This is a genomic window from Streptomyces niger (genome assembly GCF_000718305.1).
Lineage (GTDB): Bacteria > Actinomycetota > Actinomycetes > Streptomycetales > Streptomycetaceae > Streptomyces > Streptomyces niger.
Window position 1 is genome coordinate 404183 of sequence record NZ_JOFQ01000002.1, and the last position, 18444, is coordinate 422626.

Sequence of the window (18444 nt, forward strand, 5' to 3'; positions counted from 1 at the left end):
TGGGTGGGTGGAACGGCCGGATCACTAGTGCGTTCTACGCGCGTAGGGGCTACAGTGCGGCAATGACGAGCGAGACCACCAACCTCCCGACCGCAGAGCAGATCCGCCGCGCGCCGAAGGTGCTCCTCCACGATCACCTCGACGGCGGCCTGCGGCCCGCCACGATCGTCGAACTCGCCCGTGAGACGGGGTACGACGGCCTGCCCGAGACGGATTCCGAAAAGCTGGGCAGCTGGTTCCGCGAGGCCGCCGACTCCGGCTCGCTGGAGCGCTACCTGGAGACCTTCGCGCACACCTGCGCCGTCATGCAGACCCGTGACGCGCTGGTCAGGGTGGCCGCGGAGTGCGCCGAGGACCTGGCCGCCGACGGCGTCGTCTACGCCGAGGTCCGGTACGCCCCCGAACAGCACCTGGAGAAGGGGCTGAGCCTCGAAGAGGTCGTCGAGGCGGTCAACGAGGGCTTCCGGGAGGGCGAGCGGCGGGCGCGCGCCAACGGCTACCGCATCCGCGTCGGCGCGCTGCTCACCGCGATGCGGCACGCGGCCCGCGCCCTGGAGATCGCCGAGCTGGCCAACCGCTACCGCGACCTGGGCGTCGTCGGCTTCGACATCGCGGGCGCCGAGGCCGGCTACCCGCCCACCCGCCACCTGGATGCCTTCGAGTACCTCAAGCGCGAGAACAACCACTTCACCATCCACGCGGGCGAGGCGTTCGGCCTGCCGTCCATCTGGCAGGCGCTCCAGTGGTGCGGCGCCGACCGGCTGGGCCACGGCGTGCGGATCATCGACGACATCCAAGTGGACGACGACGGTGGCGGCGTGAAGCTGGGCCGGCTGGCGTCGTACGTGCGCGACAAGCGCATCCCGCTGGAGATGTGCCCGACGTCCAACCTCCAGACCGGCGCGGCCCCTTCGTACGCCGAGCACCCCATCGGGCTGCTGCGCCGGCTGCAGTTCCGGCTGACCGTGAACACCGACAACCGGCTCATGTCCGGGACCAGCATGTCGCGCGAATTCGAGCACCTGGTGGAGACGTTCCGGTACACGTTCGACGACATGCAGTGGTTCACCGTCAACGGCATGAAGAGCGCCTTCCTTCCTTTTGATGAACGTCTCGCCATGATCAACGACGTCATCAAGCCCGGTTACGCCGAACTGAAATCGGAATGGCTCTTCCCGAAGGGGCCCGCGGACTCGGCGTGAGCAGGGCGTCCTGACGCTCGGTGAGGCGCTGGGGCGGAGGGCGCCGGGCGGCGCGTACGGCGGCGAACCGGGCATGTGGGATGTTTGCGGCTTCGGCGATCATGTCTTTAGCGTCGGGTGCCGGACAAAACCCCGTCACGAGGACAAAAGTTGATGAAGCAGGGAACCGTCAAGATCATCGGTGCCGCGGCCCTCGGTGCCGCCCTCGCCGCCACCGCGGCCGGCACCGCCTCCGCGGCCGAGCCGGTCACCGGTGCCACCAGCGGTGCGCTGCAGAGCGTCACCGGCAAGGCCGCGCCGGCCGCCGACGAAGGCGCTCACACGAACGCCAAGGGCAACCTCCTCGGCGGCCTGCCCACCGGCGGCCTCACCAAGGCCCTCCCCATCGGCTGAGGCACGGCCACGCACCGCGCCCCGGACCGTACGCGTCGTACGGTCCGGGGCGCGGGCGTGTGCCGGCGGGTGTGTCGCGCGGCCGCCGCGGCACGCGGCCGGTCGCCGGACCTGCCGCCGCGGCGGGCGGCTCACCAGGCTTCGCCGTAGGTCTTCTCCGACGGCAGCAGGATCCACAGGGCCAGGTAGAGCAGGAACTGCGGGCCGGGCAGCAGACACGACAGCACGAAGATCACGCGCATCGTCGTCGGCGTCGTGCCGAAGCGCCGGGCCAGACCCGCGCAGACTCCGGCGATCATCCTGTTGTTGCGGGGGCGGACAAGTGCGGCGGCCATGGGGCTCGACTCCTCGGTTGGTCTCCGGGCCGCTTCCGGTGCGACCCGATGCCTTCCACGCTAGGTCCGCGAGCCGGACAGCACGTCGGCCTGCGGTGCGATACCGACCCTGGCGATCGTCGGGGTACGCCCCCGCCGGGGGTCCTCCCGGCGGCGTAGCCGGGCCCGGTACGCAGGGACGACCACCAGGTGCGCGAGTACGACCCCGAGGGTGTTCAGCAGCACCGTGTCGACGTCCGGCACCCGCCCCGGCACCGTGCCCTGGAGCAGCGCGACGACGAAGGCGATCATCGCGCCCGTGAAGACCGTACGGGTGAAGGAGCCCAGCGCGGAGGCGGTGAGCCGGCCGCCCGCCATCGGCAGCAGCACCCCCAGCGGCGCCATCAGCAGCACCGCGCCGCCCAGGTGCTGCACGGCCTCCCAGGGGCCCAGCGCCAATTCGGTACGGATCGTCTCCAGCGGGCGGAGATTCGCCTCGGGCACCCAGGGCACCGTCCGTGGTCGCAGCGTCAGCCAGTAGACGACCGACAGATGCGCCAGAAGAAGCACGAAGCCCGCGGCGCGCATACGGAAACCGGCCGTCGTGCCGGGGCCATGATGCTGCACACCCGCCCAGACGCCGTGACCGGCGGCGGCGGTTCCGTGCGGGCCGTCACACCGGGCGACGGGCCGGGGCTCAGTTCTTGCCGGCGTCCGGCAGCCGGCTGCCCCAGGCCGCGTTCCGCGCGGTGTCCGGGTGCCGGAGCACGGCGTCGGAGCACTCGTAGTGGCGCGGCGCCGCATCGTCCGGGCCGCCGAGCACCGCGGCCCGCTCCCCGTCCACCGGCATCCGCGTCCCGTACGTGCACACCAGCTGTGCGAGCGCGAACGACGGCAGGTCCTCCGGGCGGACGTTCAGCCGCAGCGCGTCCTTCGGGTCGCCGTCCCGCGGCCCGGACACGGTCAGGTCCTCCGGTACCGACGTCTCGAAGCCCGCCAGGGACTCGCCGGGCGCCGGCTGCTGCCGCAGCTCGGTCAGGAGCGTACGGGCCATCTGGGGCCGGTCCTCGGCCGTACCGCCCTTGGGCAGCGACACGGTCCGCTCGACCGGCACCAGCCCCGAACTGCACACCAGGTAGATCCGGACCGGCACCCCGACCGGCACCTCCGGCACCCCGGCCGCGTCCTGCGCCTTGCAGCTCACCCGCGAGGGCGCGCCGCCCGCGTCCACCGGCACCGACGTACCGCGGATGCCGCAGCCGGTGGCGGTCGCGAGCAGCGCGAGGGCGGCGGCGGTCCGCCGGACCCGCCGTACCGTGGCCCGCCTCATCGCTCGTCCTCCGACGCCGGGCCGTCGCCCCCGCCGGCCCGCTTCCGCGGCTCGGCGGTCGCCCCGGAGCCACCTCGGGCAGCGTCCGGGCCGGTCCCGGAGCCGTTCTCCGCCTCGGGTCCGCCGTCGCCGCCCGCCGCGAGCCGCGAGGCGTCCCGCGGGAGCCGCAAGGTGAAGACCGCGCCGCCCTCGTCGGAGTTGGCCGCCGTGATCCCGCCGCCGTGGATGTGCGCGTTCTCCACGGCGATGGACAGGCCCAGGCCCGAGCCCTCGGACCGGGGCCGGGACGCGCTGGCCTTGTAGAAGCGGTCGAAGACGTGCGGCAGCACCTCTTCGGGGATGCCGGGCCCGTGGTCCCGTACGCGGACGAGCAGCCAGTCCCCGTCCGCGCAGGCTTCCGTCCGGATCGAGACCCGCACCGGGGAGCCGCCGTGCTTGAGCGCGTTGCCGATGAGGTTCGCCAGGATCACGTCCAGGCGGCGCGGGTCCAGCCGCGCCATGATGCCCCGCTCGGCGTCCAGCTCCACCGCGTCCAGCCAGGCGCGCGCGTCGATGCACGCCGTCACCTGGTCCGCGACGTCCACGTCGTCCAGGACCAGCCGGGCCGTCCCCGCGTCGAAGCGGGTGACCTCCATCAAGTTCTCCACCAGGTCGTTCAGCCGCCGGGTCTCGCTGACCACCAGCTGCACCGCGGGCGCGATCATCGGGTCCAGCGAGTCGGCCTCGTCCTCCAGGACCTCCGTGACGGCCGTGATGGCCGTCAGCGGGGTCCGCAGCTCGTGCGACATGTCCGCGACGAACCGCCGCGAGGACGCCTCCCGCGTGCTCAGCTCCTCCACCCGCTGCTGCAGCCGCTCGGCGGTCCGGTTGAACGTACGGGAGAGGTCGGCCAGCTCGTCCGTGCCGGTCACCCGCAGCCGCGTGTCCAGCTTGCCCTCGCCCAGCTCGCGCGCGGCCGTGCCGAGCCGCTGCACCGGGCGCAGCACGGTCGTCGCCGCGGCCTGGGCCAGCAGCGCCGAGCCGACCAGCGCGAGGAGGGTGGCCACGCCCAGTGACCAGGCGAGCGAGTTCAGGTCCTGGCGCTCGGTGGCCAGCGACTTGACCATGTATCCCGTCGGTCCGCCGCCGTTCAGCCGCGCCCCCGCCACGAAGTACGGATCGTCCTCGATCTCCTGACGCTGCCAGTACAGGTGGTACGGCGCCTTGTTCGATTCGTCCACGGGACGCCGCTGCTCCACCGCCTTCTGCAGCGACTTCGGCACGGTCTTCAGGTTCAGCAGGTCCGGATCGGTGGTGGCCGTGCAGGTCTTGCCCGCGCCGTCCTTCGCGCGCAGCAGCACGTCGTAGTTCTGCGGCCCGGCGGCCATCCGGCGCGCGGCGTCCCGCAGTTCCTCGCAGGCCGGGTGGAGCGGCAGCGACCGCGTACGCTCCGCCAGCTGGGTACGGAAGTCCTTCAAGGCGGCGTTCTGCGTACGGTCCAGCACGGTGTTGCGGTTGAGCCAGTACGCGATGCCGGAGGCGGACACGGCGGCGGTCAGTGCCACCAGCGCGAAGACCACGACCAGACGGAGCCGCAGGCTGGTCCAGCGCAGCAGGCCGGACGCGACGCCGCGGAGCCGGCCCGCGGCCGGTTCGCTCACTGCGGCGTGTCCAGCCGGTAACCGACCCCGCGGACCGTGCGGATCAGCGTCGGCGAGGACGGCACGTCCTCCACCTTGGCCCGCAGCCGCTGCACACAGGCGTCGACCAGGCGCGAGTCGCCGAGGTAGTCGTGCTCCCACACCAGGCGGAGCAGCTGCTGTCTGGACAGCGCCTGACCGGGCCGGCGACTCAGCTCCAGCAGCAACCGCAGCTCGGTCGGCGTCAGTTGCAGATCCTCGCCGTTCTTGGTGACGGTCATCGCCGAGCGGTCGATGACCAGCGAGCCGAACGTCGCCGAATCGCTCGACTCGCGTTCGCCGCGCCGCAGGACGGCCCGGATACGGGCGTCCAGCACCCGCCCCTGCACCGGTTTGACGACGTAGTCGTCCGCGCCGGACTCCAGTCCGACGACCACATCGATGTCGTCGTTGCGCGCGGTCAGCAGGATGATGGGCAGTTGGTCCGTACGGCGGATCCGCCGGCACACCTCGAAACCGTCGATCCCCGGCAGCATCACGTCCAGGACGATCAGGTCGGGGCGCTGCTCACGCAGCAGTTTCAGGCCGTCCTCGCCCGTCGCCGCGGTCACCACACGGTGACCCTGGCGGGACAGCGAGAGTTCGAGGGCCGTGCGGATGGCGTCGTCGTCCTCGATCAGCAACAGGAAAGGCACGTGCGCCATTCTGGCCCATGGCGCGGCCGGACTTCGACCGGCGGCGGCCGCCCGCCCGGCCGCAGCGTCGTCGCGCACGCCCTGGCGTGCGCCCCGGACGCCCTTTGTGAACCTCCCGCCGAGCCCTGTGACAGGGCTGTGACAGTCGGCGGACACCGCGATGAAACTGCCGCGGCAGAGTTTCTGGCACCGGGTGAGAACGGCCCGGAACCGCAGATGAACGAGCCGGCTCAACCGACGGGGGGCGCGAGATGAACACACTGCACAGCACCGCCAACAGCGCAGTAATCACGCGTCTCCACGATGTCGGGCGAGCCGGGGAGAAGTCCGGTGCCGTGAGCGGGCGGGGGTGCGCTCGCGGCACCGGGCGTCAGCGCCAGGCCGCGTTCTTCATGACGCCGGTCGAGGCCGTTGACACCGTCGTGGGAGCCGCGGCCCCGGCCGCGGACGGGGGAACCGACGGGGGACGCACGTACGGGGAGGCCACGGAGGAGCGGAGCGCCGCGCCGGCGGTGGACAGCGAAGCCGAGTTCACCGCCTACGTCCAGGAGCGCCGCGCCTCCCTGTACGCCACCGCCTACCACCTGACCGGCGACCGCTTCGAGGCCGAGGACCTGCTGCAGAGCGCGCTGTTCTCGACCTACCGGGCGTGGGACCGGATCAGCGACAAGGGGGCGGTCGGTGGGTACCTGCGCCGCACGATGACCAACCTGCACATCAGTGCCTGGCGTCGGCGGAAGCTCAACGAGTACCCCACCGAGGAACTGCCGGAGACGGCCGGCGACCACGACGCGATGCGCGGCACCGAGCTGCGCGCCGTGCTGTGGCAGGCGCTGGTCAAGCTGCCCGAGACGCAGCGCACGATGCTCGTCCTGCGCTACTACGAGGGCCGGACGGACCCGGAGATCGCCGACATACTGAACATCAGCGTCGGCACGGTGAAGTCCAGCATCTGGCGTTCGCTGCGGCGGCTGCGCGAGGACGACGTCCTCAGCTTCGGCCGCGACCAGGAAGAGTCCTTCGGCGAGCTGGTGGCCTGAGGGGCGGGGACCCACGGGGGAAGCGGTCCGGGGGGACCGCGGTACGGGGGAACACGGGGGAAACGCAGGGGGGACACGGGGGACACGGGGGAAGAGGAAGCGGGAACCGGCAGCCGGGGGGGGCTGTCGATTCCCGCTTCTTCGTGTTCCGTCCCGGCCTTTTCGGGTTCCGCCGCCCGGAGCGGGCGCCTGCCGCGTCAGCTCCGTACCGGGGCGGCGCTGTCCGACCCCGCCGACGTGATGCGGGCCAGCGCCTCGGCCTTCGCGCAGGCGTACGCGCCCAGGGCGGTCTGCCGGGCCACCACCGACCGCTCGGCGCGCAGCAGCCGCAGCCCCCGGCGCACCAGGTATCCGGCGGGCTTGCGGCCCTCGCGCAGGTCGCGCAGCAGCCGCCGCCGGAAGGTCGTGGTCGGTCTGCCGCGCAGGCACAGCGCATCGGCCAGCACGCCCGCCGTCCGGCAGGCCGTGACGATCTCCGCGGCGAAGATGCCCTCGGCGATGAACAGCGGCGCCCCCGCCAGTTCCAGCTTCTCCTCGCCGGCGCGTGCGCTGGTGGCGAGGTCGTACACGGGGACGGCGGCGCGGCCGGTACGGCACAGCTCCTCGATCGCGGTGACCGCGGCGGCCGCGTCCCAGGACAGCGGCGAGTCCCAGTCGGTGCCGCCGCCGTCCGGGAGCTGTGGCAGGGAGGGGTCCGTGCACTCCTTGTAGAAGTCGTCGAGGCGCAGCACGGGCAGGCCGGTGCGGGCGGCGAGGGAGGACTTTCCGGAGCCGGAGGGGCCGGTCAGCAGGATGACGCGGGCGGGCGGCGCGCTGGGGAGAAAGCTCACGGGTAGTCATTGTCCCGCATTCGCCCGTGTGAGCTACCCCGGCCGCACAAGGTGGAATGTGGACACATCAGTCAACTACGCTTCGCATCCGACCCATTACAGACAATCGGCTCAGCGGCGGCGGTGCGGCCGTCGGCGCCGCCGCGACGGACTCCACAGGCAGGTGCTCATGCCCTCTCACGCACGTCTTCCCCAGCAGAGCCGTACGGCCCGCGGGCTGCTGCGCGCCGGGCTCGCGGTGTCCGTGGCGGGCGCCGCGCTGGCCGCCGGCGCCTCGACCGCCACGGCCGCCGACGGGAAGTCGAAGCCGGCGAGCCTGGAGGACATCAAGGCGGCCACCAGCTCCACGGTGGGCGCGTTGCAGCAGGCCACCTCCAGCGGCCTCGGCACGGTCAAGAGCCTCCACCTCAATCCTCTCTCCGGCACCGGCAGCGACCCGCTGGACAACGCCGTCGGCACCCAGATCGCCGACTTCAAGCCGTTCAGCACCGCGGCCCTGACCGCCCCGCTCTCCCACGGCGCGGCCCTCGGCCAGCTGCCCGTCGTGGGCCCCGTGACGCAGACCCTGCCCGGGTGACCGCCCTACGGACGGCAGGGGCGCCCGCGGCCGTCCGTACGGCTCGCGGGCGCCCCTGCAGCGCGTGCTGCGACGGGCTCAGACGCCCATCGGGTGCCAGACCGTCTTGGTCTCCAGGAAGGCCAGCATGCGGCCGGTGCCGGGATCGGCGGACCAGTCCACAGCCTGTGGACGGAGAGTGCGCTTGAGGTTGTCGGCCGCGGCCGTCTCCAGCGCGGTCGCCTCCTCCGCGTCGCCGGACACGCCCGCGAGGTCGATCGCGTTGACGTCCTGGTGCGCGGCCAGCGGCCCGGCGATCTCCGCCGTACGGCCCGACAGCACGTTCACCACGCCGCCCGGCAGGTCGGAGGTGGCCAGCACCTCGCCCAGGGACAGCGCCGGCAGCGGCGCCCGCTCCGAAGCGACCACCACGACGGTGTTGCCGGTGACGATCGCCGGCGCGATCACCGACACCAGCCCCAGGAACGAGGACTCCTGCGGCGCCAGCACGGCCACCACGCCGGTCGGCTCCGGCGTGGAGAGGTTGAAGTACGGGCCCGCGACCGGGTTCGCGCCGCCCGCGACCTGGGCGATCTTGTCGGACCAGCCCGCGTACCAGACCCAGCGGTCGATCGCGGCGTCCACCTGCGCCGCCGCCTTGGACTTCGACAGCCCCTCGGCGTCGGCGACCTCCGAGACGAACTGCTCGCGGCGGCCCTCCAGCATCTCGGCGATGCGGTACAGGATCTGGCCGCGGTTGTACGCGGTCGCCCCCGACCAGCCGCCGAACGCCTTACGGGCCGCGACGACCGCGTCCCGGGCGTCCTTGCGGGAGGACAGCGGGGCGTTGGCGAGCCACTTGCCCTTTGCGTCGGTCACCTCGTACACCCGCCCGCTCTCGGACCGGGGGAACTTGCCCCCGACGTACAGCTTGTAGGTCTTGAAGACGCGCAGACGATCAGACATTGAGGTACGCCTCCAGGCCGTGCCGGCCGCCCTCGCGGCCGAAGCCCGACTCCTTGTAGCCGCCGAACGGCGAGGCCGGGTCGAACTTGTTGAACGTGTTGGACCAGACGACGCCCGCGCGCAGCTTGCCCGCCATCCACAGGCTCCGGGAGCCCTTCTCGGTCCAGATGCCCGCCGACAGGCCGTACGGCGTGTTGTTCGCCTTGGCCACGGCCTCCTCCGGCGTACGGAAGGTCAGCACGGACAGCACCGGACCGAAGATCTCCTCGCGGGCGATGCGGTGCGCCTGCGTGACGCCGGTGAACAGGGTCGGCGCGAACCAGTACCCCTCGCCGGGCAGTTCGCAGGCCGGCGCCCAGCGCTCGGCGCCCTCGGCCTCGCCCGCCGCGGCCAGCTCCTTGATCCGGGCCAGCTGCTCGGCGGAGTTGATCGCGCCGATGTCGGTGTTCTTGTCCAGCGGGTCGCCGACGCGGAGGGTCGCCATCCGGCGCTTGAGCGCGTCCAGCACCTCGTCCTGCACCGACTCCTGGACCAGCAGCCGGGAGCCGGCGCAGCAGACGTGGCCCTGGTTGAAGAAGATCCCGTTGACGATGCCCTCGACGGCCTGGTCGATCGGCGCGTCGTCGAAGACGATGTTCGCGGCCTTGCCGCCCAGCTCCAGGGTGAGCTTCTTGTCCGTGCCCGCGACCGTACGCGCGATGGCCTTGCCGACCTCGGTGGAGCCGGTGAAGGCGACCTTGTTGACGTCCGGGTGCGCGACCAGCTCGGCGCCGGTGGAGCCGTCGCCGGTCAGGATGTTGACGACACCCTTGGGCAGGCCGGCCTGGCGACAGATGTCCGCGAAGAAGAGCGCGGAGAGCGGGGTGGTTTCGGCGGGCTTGAGGACCACGGTGTTGCCGCAGGCCAGCGCCGGGGCGATCTTCCACGCCAGCATCAGCAGCGGGAAGTTCCAGGGGATGACCTGGCCGGCCACGCCCAGCGGCCGCGGGTCGGGGCCGAGGCCCGCGTGGCCGAGCTTGTCGGCCCAGCCCGCGTAGTAGAAGAAGTGCGCGGCGACCAGCGGCAGGTCGGCGTCGCGCGACTCCTTGATCGGCTTGCCGTTGTCCAGCGACTCCAGCACCGCCAGCTCGCGCGAGCGCTCCTGGATGATGCGCGCGATGCGGAAGAGGTACTTGGCGCGCTCGGCGCCCGGCAGCGCCGACCACTTCTCGAACGCCTTGCGGGCGGCCTTCACCGCGCGCTCCACGTCGGCGGCGCCGGCCTGCGCGACCTCGGAGAGAACCTCCTCGTTCGCGGGCGAGACGGTCTTGAAGACCTTGCCGTCGGCCGCCTCGGCGAACTCGCCGTCGATGAACAGCCCGTACGACGGGGCGATGTCGACGACCGCACGCGATTCGGGGGCGGGGGCGTACTCGAAAATCTGCTTGTCCGTTGCCATGGCTCTCAGTCCACCGTCACGTAGTCGGGGCCGGAGTACCGGCCGCTGCTGAGCTTCTGGCGCTGCATCAGCAGGTCGTTGAGGAGGCTGGAGGCTCCGAACCGGAACCAGTCCGCGGTCAGCCACTCCTCGCCCAGCGTCTCGTTGACCATGACCAGGTACTTGATCGCGTCCTTGGACGTGCGGATGCCGCCGGCCGGCTTCACGCCGACCTGCACGCCGAGCTGCGCGTGGAAGTCGCGGACGGCCTCCAGCATCAGCAGGGTGACCGGGGGAGTGGCGTTGACGCCGACCTTGCCGGTGGAGGTCTTGATGAAGTCGGCGCCCGCGAGCATCGCGAGCCAGGAGACGCGGCGCACGTTGTCGTACGTCTGGAGCTCGCCGGTCTCGAAGATGACCTTCAGGTGCGCCGCGCTGCCGTCCTCGCGCACGCACGCTTCCTTGACGGCCTTGATCTCCTCGAAGACCTCCAGGTACCGGCCGGAGAGGAACGCGCCCCGGTCGATCACCATGTCGATCTCGTCGGCGCCGGCCGCGACCGCGTCCCGGGTGTCGGCGAGCTTCACCGGCAGCGCGGCGCGGCCCGCGGGGAACGCGGTGGCCACGGAGGCGACGTGGACACCGGAGGCGCCCAGCGCCTCCTTGGCCGTCGCCACCATGTCCGGGTAGACGCAGATCGCGGCGACCTTCGGCACGGTGCGGTCGGTGGGGTCGGGGTTGACGCCCTTGGCGCACAGGGCCCGGACCTTGCCCGGGGTGTCCGCTCCTTCGAGCGTCGTCAGGTCGATCATCGAGATGGCGAGGTCGATGGCGTACGCCTTCGCCGTGTTCTTGATCGAGCGGGTGCCGAGCGCGGCGGCGCGGGCTTGCAGCCCGACGGCGTCGACGCCCGGGAGGCCGTGCAGGAAGCGGCGCAGCGCCCGGTCGTCGGCGGTCACGTCCGCCATCGTCGCCAGACGGCCCGCGGCTTCTTTGCTGAATGCGGGGACTGCCGGAAAGGCAGAGGCTGAGGGCATGGTCACGAGGGGAGCATATCTACGCGCGTAGCGGTGTGTCACCCCTCCAGATGGGACCGGGAATTCCGGGCGGAGCCGCGCCGCCCCGGCCCGGCGGCCGCGCATCGATGCCGGACCGCAACGTCCGGATGCCGGACTCTCGGGCACAATCGCCGGTATGACGAGCCCGGACAACTCCCCCAGCCGGCCCGCGCAGACCTACGCGGACCGCAGCTACCGGTCGCCCGCGGCCCTGGTCTGCGGCGTCCTGCTGCTCGCGCTCCTCGCCTGGCTGGGCATCGACGCGCTGGTCAACGGCGTCGCCAGGACCCGCCTGCTGGCGGTGGCCGGGCTGCTCCTCGGCGTGCCGCTGATCACCGCGTTCACGCTGCGGCCCGTGGTGCGCGCCAACGCGGAGCGGCTGACCGTACGGAACCCCTTCCGCACCATCACGCTGCCCTGGGGCTCGGTCGAGGACCTGCGCGCGTCCTTCTCCTGCGAGGTGTTCGCGGGCGACAAGAAGTACCAGCTGTGGTCGATCCCGGTCTCGCTGCGCCAGCGCAAGCGCGCCAACCGGAGGGCCGCCAAGGTGGGGGCCGCTGTCCGCGGCGCCGAGCCGGTGGACGTGCAGCGCGCTTCGGCCGACCAGTCCTTGGACGAGTTGCGGGAGTTGCGGGAGCGCAACGCGGGGCGTGAGGAGGCGCAGGGCGCCGTCGCCGTCCGTTGGTCCTATGAGATCCTCGCGCCGCTCGCGGTGGGCGCGGTGGCGCTGGTGGTGCTGCTCGCGCTCTGACGCGCGGCTGAGCGCCGGGAACGCCCGGCGGGGAGCCCCCTGGGGCCGTCGGCGGCTGCGGCGCCGTCGTGGCCGGTCGCGCGGTTCCCCGCGCCCCTGGAGAGGCGGGCCCGGCGGCCCGCCTCCCAGAGGCCCGGTGTCAGAGACCTGCCGCCGCCGACAGGTCGGTCTTCACCGCGGCCAGGGCCTCGGCGGCCGTGCGGCGGGCCTGCGGGAGGGCGTCCCGGGAGGCGACCGGCACCACGGTCTCCAGGTAGCACTTGAGCTTCGGCTCGGTGCCGCTCGGGCGGACGACGACCCGGCCCGCTGCCACCTCGCCGGCCCCGGAGAGGGTGTAGCGCAGGCCGTCGGTCGGCGGCAGCGACGCCGAGCCCTGCGACAGGTCCTCGGCCTCGGTCACCGTGAGCCCGCCCAGCGCGGCCGGCGGCTGCTCGCGCAGCCGGCGCATCGCGTCGGAGATGACCGACAGGTCCTCGACGCGCACGGAGAGCTGGTCGGTGGCGTGCAGCCCGTGCTCCACCGCCAGGTCGTCCAGGAGGTCGGCCGGCGTCCGGCCGTCCCGCTTGAGGACGGCCGCCAGCTCGGTGATCAGCAGCGCGGCGGTGATCCCGTCCTTGTCCCGCACCCCGGCCGGGTCGACCGCGTACCCCAGCGCCTCCTCGTACGCGTACCGCAGGCCGTCCACCCGGGCCAGCCACTTGAAGCCGGTCAGTGTCTCGGTGTACGGCAGGCCGGCCGCGGCGGCGATCCGGGAGAGCAGCGAGGAGGAGACGATGGTCGTCGCGAGCGTCCCCTGCGCGCCCGCGCCGACCACGTGCGCGGCCAGCAGCGCGCCGACCTCGTCACCGCGCAGCATCCGCCAGCCGGCGTCCGCCGCCGGGTCCGGTACGGCCACGGCGCAGCGGTCCGCGTCCGGGTCGTTGGCGATCACGATGTCGGGCGCGGCCTCGCGGGCCGCCGCGAAGGCCAGGTCCATCGCGCCCGGCTCTTCGGGGTTGGGGAACGCGACCGTGGGGAAGTCCGGGTCGGGCTCGGCCTGTTCGGCGACCACCACCGGCGCCGGGAAACCGGCCCGCTCGAAGGCGCCGACGAGCACCTCACGGCCGACGCCGTGCATCGGCGTGTAGACGACGCGGGTGTCCCGCGGCGAGTCCGGCGTGAGCACCGCCTGCGTACGGTCCAGGTACGCCTGGAGCACGTCCTCGCCGAGCACGTCCCAGCCGCTCTCCGGGCGCGCCACGCCGTCCAGCGGGCCGACCGCGTCGATGCGGGCCGCGATCTCACCGTCGGCGGGCGGCACGATCTGCGAGCCGTCGCCGAGGTAGACCTTGTAGCCGTTGTCGCGGGGCGGGTTGTGGCTGGCGGTGACCTCCACGCCGGCCACCGCGCCCAGGTGCCGGATCGCGAAGGCGAGCACGGGGGTGGGCAGCGGGCGCGGCAGCAGCGCGGCCTTCAGGCCGGCTCCGGTCATCACGGCGGCGGTGTCCCGGGCGAAGTCGGCGCTCTTGTGGCGCGCGTCGTAACCGATGACGACCAGGCCGTCACCCTGACCCTGGTCCTTGAGGTACGCGGCCAGGCCGGCCGCGGCCCGGACGACGACGGCGCGGTTCATCCGCATCGGGCCCGCGCCCAGCTCGCCGCGGAGCCCCGCGGTGCCGAACTGCAGGGTGCCGGCGAACCGGTCCGCCAGCTCGTCGATGTCCTCGGTCTCGATGAGCTTCGCCAGCTCTTCGCGGGTCTCGGGGGCGGGGTCCTCGGCCAGCCAGGCCTTCGCCCGGCCGATCAGCTCCGCGGGGACGGTTGCCACGTGATGCTCCTGCCTGTGGGGTGCGTGAGAGGTGCCTCTGGGTGCGGTGCGGTGCGGTGCGCGGGGTGCGGGACCGGTGCTCGGGCGCCGGGGGTACGGGAGCCGTGCCGGGCGGCGCGCACGACGTCCGGCGGCCGCGGCGCCGCGCGCACGGTGCCGTACGGACGGACCGGCGTACGCCCTGGTTCCCGCGTACGCCCCTGCATGTCACCCATACCCTGCGCCCGGCCCGAGCGGCGGGAACCGGCCACCGGCCGGCTCCCCGCCGGGTCACCGCGTCAGATCTTGCCGAGCACCTGGCCGAGCAGGCTGCCCATGCGGGTCGCGGAGTCGCGGCCGGCCTGCAGCACCTCTTCGTGGTTGAGCGGCTCGCCGGTCATGCCCGCGGCGAGGTTGGTCACCAGCGACAGGCCCAGCACCTCGGCGCCCGCCTCACGTGCGGCGATGGCCTCCAGGACGGTGGACATGCCGACCAGGTCGGCGCCGAGCGTGCGGATCATCCGGATCTCGGCGGGGGTCTCGTAGTGCGGCCCGGGGAACTGGGCGTAGACGCCCTCCTCCAGGGTCGGGTCGACCTCCTTGCACAGCGCGCGCAGCCGCGGCGAGTACAGGTCGGTCAGGTCGACGAAGTTCGCGCCGACGATGGGGGAGGTGGCGGTGAGGTTCAGGTGGTCGCTGATGAGCACCGGCTGGCCGGGACGCATGCCCTCGCGCAGGCCGCCGCAGCCGTTGGTGAGCACGACCGTCTTGCAGCCGGCGGCCACGGCGGTACGGACGCCGTGCGCGACGGCCGCCACTCCGCGGCCCTCGTAGTAGTGCGTCCGGCCGAGGAAGACCAGCGCGCGCTTGTCGCCGAGGCGGTAGGAGCGGATCTTGCCGCCGTGGCCCGCCACGGCCGGGGGCGGGAAGCCGGGCAGTTCGGTGACGAGGAATTCGTGCTCGGGCTCGCCCAGCGCCTCGGCGGCCGGAGCCCAGCCGGAGCCCATGACCAGGGCAACGTCGTGGGTCTCGGCGCCGGTCAGCTCGCGCAGGCGGTCGGCGGCGTCGGTGGCGGCGGTACGCGGGTCGCTCGCCAGGTCCGGGGTAACAGATGCGTTCACGCGGACGAGGGTAGCCGGTAATCGCCTACGCGCGTAGATGTGGATCGTCACGGAGGTGCCACGGTCCGATTCGTGTCTTCCTATGAACCGGGCGCGCCCACCCCCGCGCCGCCGGCCCCGGCCCCGCTCAGCAGGGCCGTTTGCGCAGCTCCATCACGTAGTCGTGGGGTGCGCCCGCCGACTCCGCCGCGTCCGCGATCTCGCCGAGGTACCGGGCCGAGGGCAGCCCGCCCTCGTAGCCGTTCAGGACGTACAGCCAGGCCGCCTCGTCGCCGTCCAGCGTGTGCACGCGCACCCGCATCCGGCGGTATATGTCCATCCCGACGCCCTCCCAGCGGTCCATCGACTCCTCGTCCATCGGAGCGATGTCGTACAGCGCGACGAAGACCTGGGAACGCGGTGCCTCCACCAGCGTGGCGAGCGCGCCCTCCCAGCCCATCTGCTCCCCGCCGAACGTGAGCCGCCAGCCGTTCAGCCAGCCGGTGCCGCGCAGTGGTGAGTGGGGGGCGCGGCGGGACATCAGCCGCGCGTCGAGGTTGCCGGCGTAGGCGGCGTAGAGCGACATGGCTCAGAGGGTACGGGAGGGCGGCGCGTGCCCCGTGGATCCGCCGGGGCCACCGCGTCCGGCCTGCGCTCCCGTGGACGCCGGTCCGTACGGCGGCCCCCACGCTGAACGCGGGAGGCGGGTGCGGGACAATGGAGTACGTACTGCATCTCCCGGGGGGCGACCCCCGGACCCCCGGCCGAAAGCGCGCCGGTTGGGCCGGAAACGAGAGCGCGAGGCGTAATCCCTTGACCCGGATCGTGATCATCGGTGGCGGACCCGGCGGCTACGAGGCGGCGCTGGTGGGCGCCCAGCTCGGCGCGGAGGTGACCGTCGTGGACTGCGACGGCCTCGGCGGCGCATCGGTGCTCACCGACTGCGTGCCCTCGAAGACGCTCATCGCGACGGCCGAGGTGATGACCACCTTCGACTCGTCGTACGAAGAGCTCGGCATCATCGTCGAGGACGACACCCCGCACATCGACCGCCCCGCGCGCGTCGTCGGCGTCGACCTCGGCAAGGTCAACCGCCGGGTGAAGCGCCTCGCGCTCGCCCAGTCGCACGACATCACCGCCTCCGTCACCCGCGCCGGCGGCCGGGTCATGCGCGGCCGCGGCCGGCTGGAGCCGGGCCAGGCCGTGGACGGCTCCCGCAAGGTCACGGTCACCGCGGCGGACGGCAGCGAGGAGACGCTGACCGCCGACGCCGTACTGATCGCCACCGGCGCGCACCCGCGCGAGATCCCCGACGCGCAGCCCGACGGCGAGCGCATCCTGAACTGGACGCAGGTCTACGACCTGGACGAGCTCCCCGAGGAGCTCATCGTGGTCGGTTCCGGCGTCACCGGTGCCGAGTTCGCCGGCGCCTACCAGGCCCTCGGCTCCCGCGTCACCCTCGTCTCCTCCCGCGACCGCGTGCTGCCGGGCGAGGACCCGGACGCCGCCGCCGTCCTGGAGGACGTCTTCCGCCGTCGCGGCATGAACGTGATGTCCCGCTCCCGCGCCGCCTCCGCCAAGCGCGTCGGCGACCGCGTCGAGGTGACCCTGTCGGACGGCCGTACGATCTCCGGCACGCACTGCCTGATGGCCGTCGGCTCGATCCCGAACACGGAGGGCGTCGGCCTGGAGGAGGCGGGCGTCAAGCTCAAGGACTCCGGCCACATCTGGACCGACAAGGTCTCCCGCACCTCGGCCCCCGGCGTGTACGCGGCCGGCGACTGCACCGGTGTCTTCGCGCTCGCCTCGGTCGCGGCCATGCAGGGCCGCATCGCGATGTACCACTTCCTCGGCGACGCGGTGGCCCCGCTCAACCTGAAGACCGTCTCCGCGAACGTCTTCACCGACCCGGAGATCGCCACCGTCGGTTACAGCCAGGCCGACGTGGACAACGGCAAGATCGACGCACGGGTCGTGAAACTGCCGCTGCTGCGTAACCCGCGCGCAAAGATGCAGGGCATTCGCGACGGTTTCGTCAAGCTGTTCTGCCGTCCCGGCACGGGCATCGTCGTCGGCGGTGTGGTCGTATCACCGCGCGCGAGCGAACTGATTCATCCGATTTCGATCGCGGTGGACAACAACTTGACGGTTGAGCAGATTGCCAGCGCCTTCACGGTCTATCCTTCGCTCTCCGGCTCGATCGCCGAGGTCGCGCGGCAGTTGCACACGCGCAAGTCCGCCGGGGAGTGACCCCGGCGGCCCGCGGTCAGCGGTTTCGCACGAACGACCGCCCTATATCACTCGCGGGTGTCGCAGACGAACAACTTCCGATAATTGGTGCAACCTGCTGAAAACAGACGGTCGTTGGCGTTACTGTCAGTTTCGTGTTCGCTGCAGAACGTCGCCAATTGATCCTTGAAATGGTGCGAGCAAACGGAGCGGTTTCGCTCCGTGAACTCGCCCGCGTCGTCCAGACCTCAGAAGTGACCGTACGGCGGGACGTGCGGGCACTGGAGGCGGAAGGACTGCTCGACCGCCGGCACGGCGGTGCGGTGCTGCCGGGTGGCTTCACCCGCGAATCCGGCTTTCCGCAGAAATCCCATCTAGCAACCGCGGAGAAGACGGCCATCGCCGATCTCGCCGCGAGCTTCGTCGAAGAAGGCGAGGCCGTCGTCGTCGGCGCGGGGACGACCACACAGGAGCTGGCCCGCCGGCTCGCCCGGGTCCCGGGTCTGACCGTCGTGACCAACTCCCTGCTGGTCGCCCAGGCCCTGGCGCACGCCAACCGCGTCGAGGTCGTCATGACCGGCGGCACGCTCCGGGGCTCCAACTACGCGCTGGTCGGCAGCGGCGCCGAGCAGTCCCTCCAGGGGCTGCGGGTGTCCCGAGCCTTCCTGTCGGGCAGCGGTCTGACCGCCGAGCGCGGACTCTCCACCTCCAACATGCTCTCCGCCAGCGTCGACAGAGCGCTCGTGCAGGCGGCGGCGGAGGTGGTCGTCCTCGCCGACCACACCAAACTCGGTACGGACACCATGTTCCAGACCGTGCCGACCGATGTCATCACACGCCTGGTGACGGACGAACCGCCCGGCCACGACGACCGTGCCGCTACCGAACTGCAGGCCCTGGCCGACCAGGGCGTGCAGATCACGGTCGCCGGCGGGGCCGCGGCGGCGACCGCCCAGGGCCAGGGGAGTGCGGAAGGTACCCCGGCGGCGGACCGCCGGGGTCCGAGAAGGGAGGTACCACTGCCGGGACAGCGGCGCAGCCATTCCCCCGGCACCGCGCCACAGCTGCGCTCGGCCGCGCTCGCCCCCGACCCGCAGTCGGGCCGGGTCGCCGACCTGGCGCCACGACGGCGCTGAGCGCTGAGGACCGCGGGGTCTC

19 protein-coding genes are annotated in these 18444 nt (G+C 72.5%); 7 read left to right on the forward strand and 12 right to left on the reverse strand.

The window, feature by feature from the left end; all coding sequences use genetic code 11:
- The first annotated feature begins 62 nt into the window (after positions 1–62).
- Positions 63–1202 (forward strand): adenosine deaminase, encoded by a 1140-nt coding sequence (locus IF20_RS05640; protein ID WP_052863833.1) that lies wholly within the window; start codon positions 63–65, stop codon positions 1200–1202.
- 153 nt (positions 1203–1355) lie between these two features.
- Positions 1356–1595, forward strand: coding sequence for a hypothetical protein (locus IF20_RS05645; RefSeq protein ID WP_052863834.1), 240 nt, complete (start codon positions 1356–1358; stop codon positions 1593–1595).
- A 131-nt stretch (positions 1596–1726) separates the two neighbouring features.
- On the opposite strand, the gene IF20_RS05650 is transcribed toward IF20_RS05645, so the two are convergent.
- From IF20_RS05650 to afsQ1, 5 genes are all read right to left on the reverse strand, one after another.
- A complete protein-coding gene (locus IF20_RS05650) occupies positions 1727–1930 on the reverse strand; it encodes a PspC domain-containing protein (RefSeq protein WP_052863835.1) in 204 nt (67 codons plus the stop codon).
- Between the two features lie 60 nt (positions 1931–1990).
- The gene (locus IF20_RS05655; RefSeq protein ID WP_199896510.1) at positions 1991–2497 is read right to left on the reverse strand and encodes a VanZ family protein; all 507 of its coding nucleotides are present in this window, start codon (positions 2495–2497) and stop codon (positions 1991–1993) included.
- A gap of 109 nt (positions 2498–2606) precedes the next feature.
- Positions 2607–3239, reverse strand: coding sequence for a hypothetical protein (locus IF20_RS05660; RefSeq protein WP_052863836.1), 633 nt, complete (start codon positions 3237–3239; stop codon positions 2607–2609).
- A complete protein-coding gene (locus IF20_RS05665; RefSeq protein ID WP_052863837.1) occupies positions 3236–4879 on the reverse strand; it encodes a sensor histidine kinase in 1644 nt (547 codons plus the stop codon). Before IF20_RS05665 ends, IF20_RS05660 begins: the two co-directional genes overlap by 4 nt.
- A complete protein-coding gene (afsQ1, locus tag IF20_RS05670; RefSeq protein WP_131124765.1) occupies positions 4876–5553 on the reverse strand; it encodes a two-component system response regulator AfsQ1 in 678 nt (225 codons plus the stop codon). Before afsQ1 ends, IF20_RS05665 begins: the two co-directional genes overlap by 4 nt.
- A 251-nt stretch (positions 5554–5804) precedes the next feature.
- On the opposite strand from afsQ1, the gene IF20_RS05675 reads away from it, so the two are divergent.
- Positions 5805–6593, forward strand: a complete 789-nt coding sequence (locus tag IF20_RS05675; protein ID WP_052863838.1) for a SigE family RNA polymerase sigma factor — start codon at positions 5805–5807, stop codon at positions 6591–6593.
- A gap of 197 nt (positions 6594–6790) precedes the next feature.
- Here the strand turns inward: IF20_RS05675 and IF20_RS05680 are convergent, their stop codons facing one another.
- Entirely contained in the window at positions 6791–7423 is a 633-nt protein-coding gene (locus IF20_RS05680; protein ID WP_052863839.1) for a uridine kinase family protein, read from the reverse strand.
- 169 nt (positions 7424–7592) lie between these two features.
- Between IF20_RS05680 and IF20_RS05685 the strand changes: the two genes are divergently transcribed.
- The gene (locus tag IF20_RS05685; protein WP_052864056.1) at positions 7593–8000 is read left to right on the forward strand and encodes a hypothetical protein; all 408 of its coding nucleotides are present in this window, start codon (positions 7593–7595) and stop codon (positions 7998–8000) included.
- 78 nt (positions 8001–8078) lie between these two features.
- Here IF20_RS05685 and IF20_RS05690 read toward each other — a convergent pair whose 3' ends face one another.
- Genes IF20_RS05690 through deoC form a run of 3 tightly spaced genes read right to left on the reverse strand, consistent with a single transcriptional unit; the run spans position 8079 to position 11330 of the window.
- A complete protein-coding gene (locus tag IF20_RS05690) occupies positions 8079–8945 on the reverse strand; it encodes an aldehyde dehydrogenase family protein (protein ID WP_052863840.1) in 867 nt (288 codons plus the stop codon).
- Positions 8938–10383 (reverse strand): aldehyde dehydrogenase family protein, encoded by a 1446-nt coding sequence (locus IF20_RS05695; protein ID WP_052863841.1) that lies wholly within the window; start codon positions 10381–10383, stop codon positions 8938–8940. The genes IF20_RS05690 and IF20_RS05695 overlap by 8 nt, the downstream gene beginning before the upstream one ends.
- Positions 10384–10388: 5 nt before the next feature.
- A complete protein-coding gene (gene deoC, locus IF20_RS05700) occupies positions 10389–11330 on the reverse strand; it encodes a deoxyribose-phosphate aldolase (protein WP_110943838.1) in 942 nt (313 codons plus the stop codon).
- 226 nt (positions 11331–11556) lie between these two features.
- Between deoC and IF20_RS05705 the strand changes: the two genes are divergently transcribed.
- Positions 11557–12171 carry a PH domain-containing protein gene (locus IF20_RS05705; protein ID WP_052863843.1) on the forward strand — a complete coding sequence of 205 codons (615 nt, stop codon included), beginning with the start codon at positions 11557–11559 and terminating at the stop codon, positions 12169–12171.
- 139 nt (positions 12172–12310) lie between these two features.
- Here the strand turns inward: IF20_RS05705 and IF20_RS05710 are convergent, their stop codons facing one another.
- The 3 genes from IF20_RS05710 to IF20_RS05720 form a co-directional block, all read right to left on the reverse strand.
- Complete coding sequence (locus IF20_RS05710) at positions 12311–13978, reverse strand: phospho-sugar mutase (protein WP_052863844.1); 1668 nt, start codon at positions 13976–13978, stop codon at positions 12311–12313.
- A 278-nt stretch (positions 13979–14256) separates the two neighbouring features.
- The gene (locus tag IF20_RS05715; protein WP_052863845.1) at positions 14257–15078 is read right to left on the reverse strand and encodes a purine-nucleoside phosphorylase; all 822 of its coding nucleotides are present in this window, start codon (positions 15076–15078) and stop codon (positions 14257–14259) included.
- A 127-nt stretch (positions 15079–15205) separates the two neighbouring features.
- Positions 15206–15643: a gamma-glutamylcyclotransferase gene (locus IF20_RS05720; RefSeq protein ID WP_030254019.1), complete on the reverse strand. Its 438-nt coding sequence runs from the start codon at positions 15641–15643 to the stop codon at positions 15206–15208.
- Positions 15644–15870: 227 nt separating this feature from the next.
- Between IF20_RS05720 and IF20_RS05725 the strand changes: the two genes are divergently transcribed.
- Both IF20_RS05725 and IF20_RS05730 read left to right on the forward strand, forming a co-directional pair.
- Positions 15871–17307, forward strand: a complete 1437-nt coding sequence (locus IF20_RS05725; RefSeq protein ID WP_052863846.1) for an NAD(P)H-quinone dehydrogenase — start codon at positions 15871–15873, stop codon at positions 17305–17307.
- Positions 17308–17441: 134 nt separating this feature from the next.
- Positions 17442–18422, forward strand: coding sequence for a DeoR/GlpR family DNA-binding transcription regulator (locus IF20_RS05730; protein WP_110943839.1), 981 nt, complete (start codon positions 17442–17444; stop codon positions 18420–18422).
- Positions 18423–18444 lie beyond the last annotated feature (22 nt).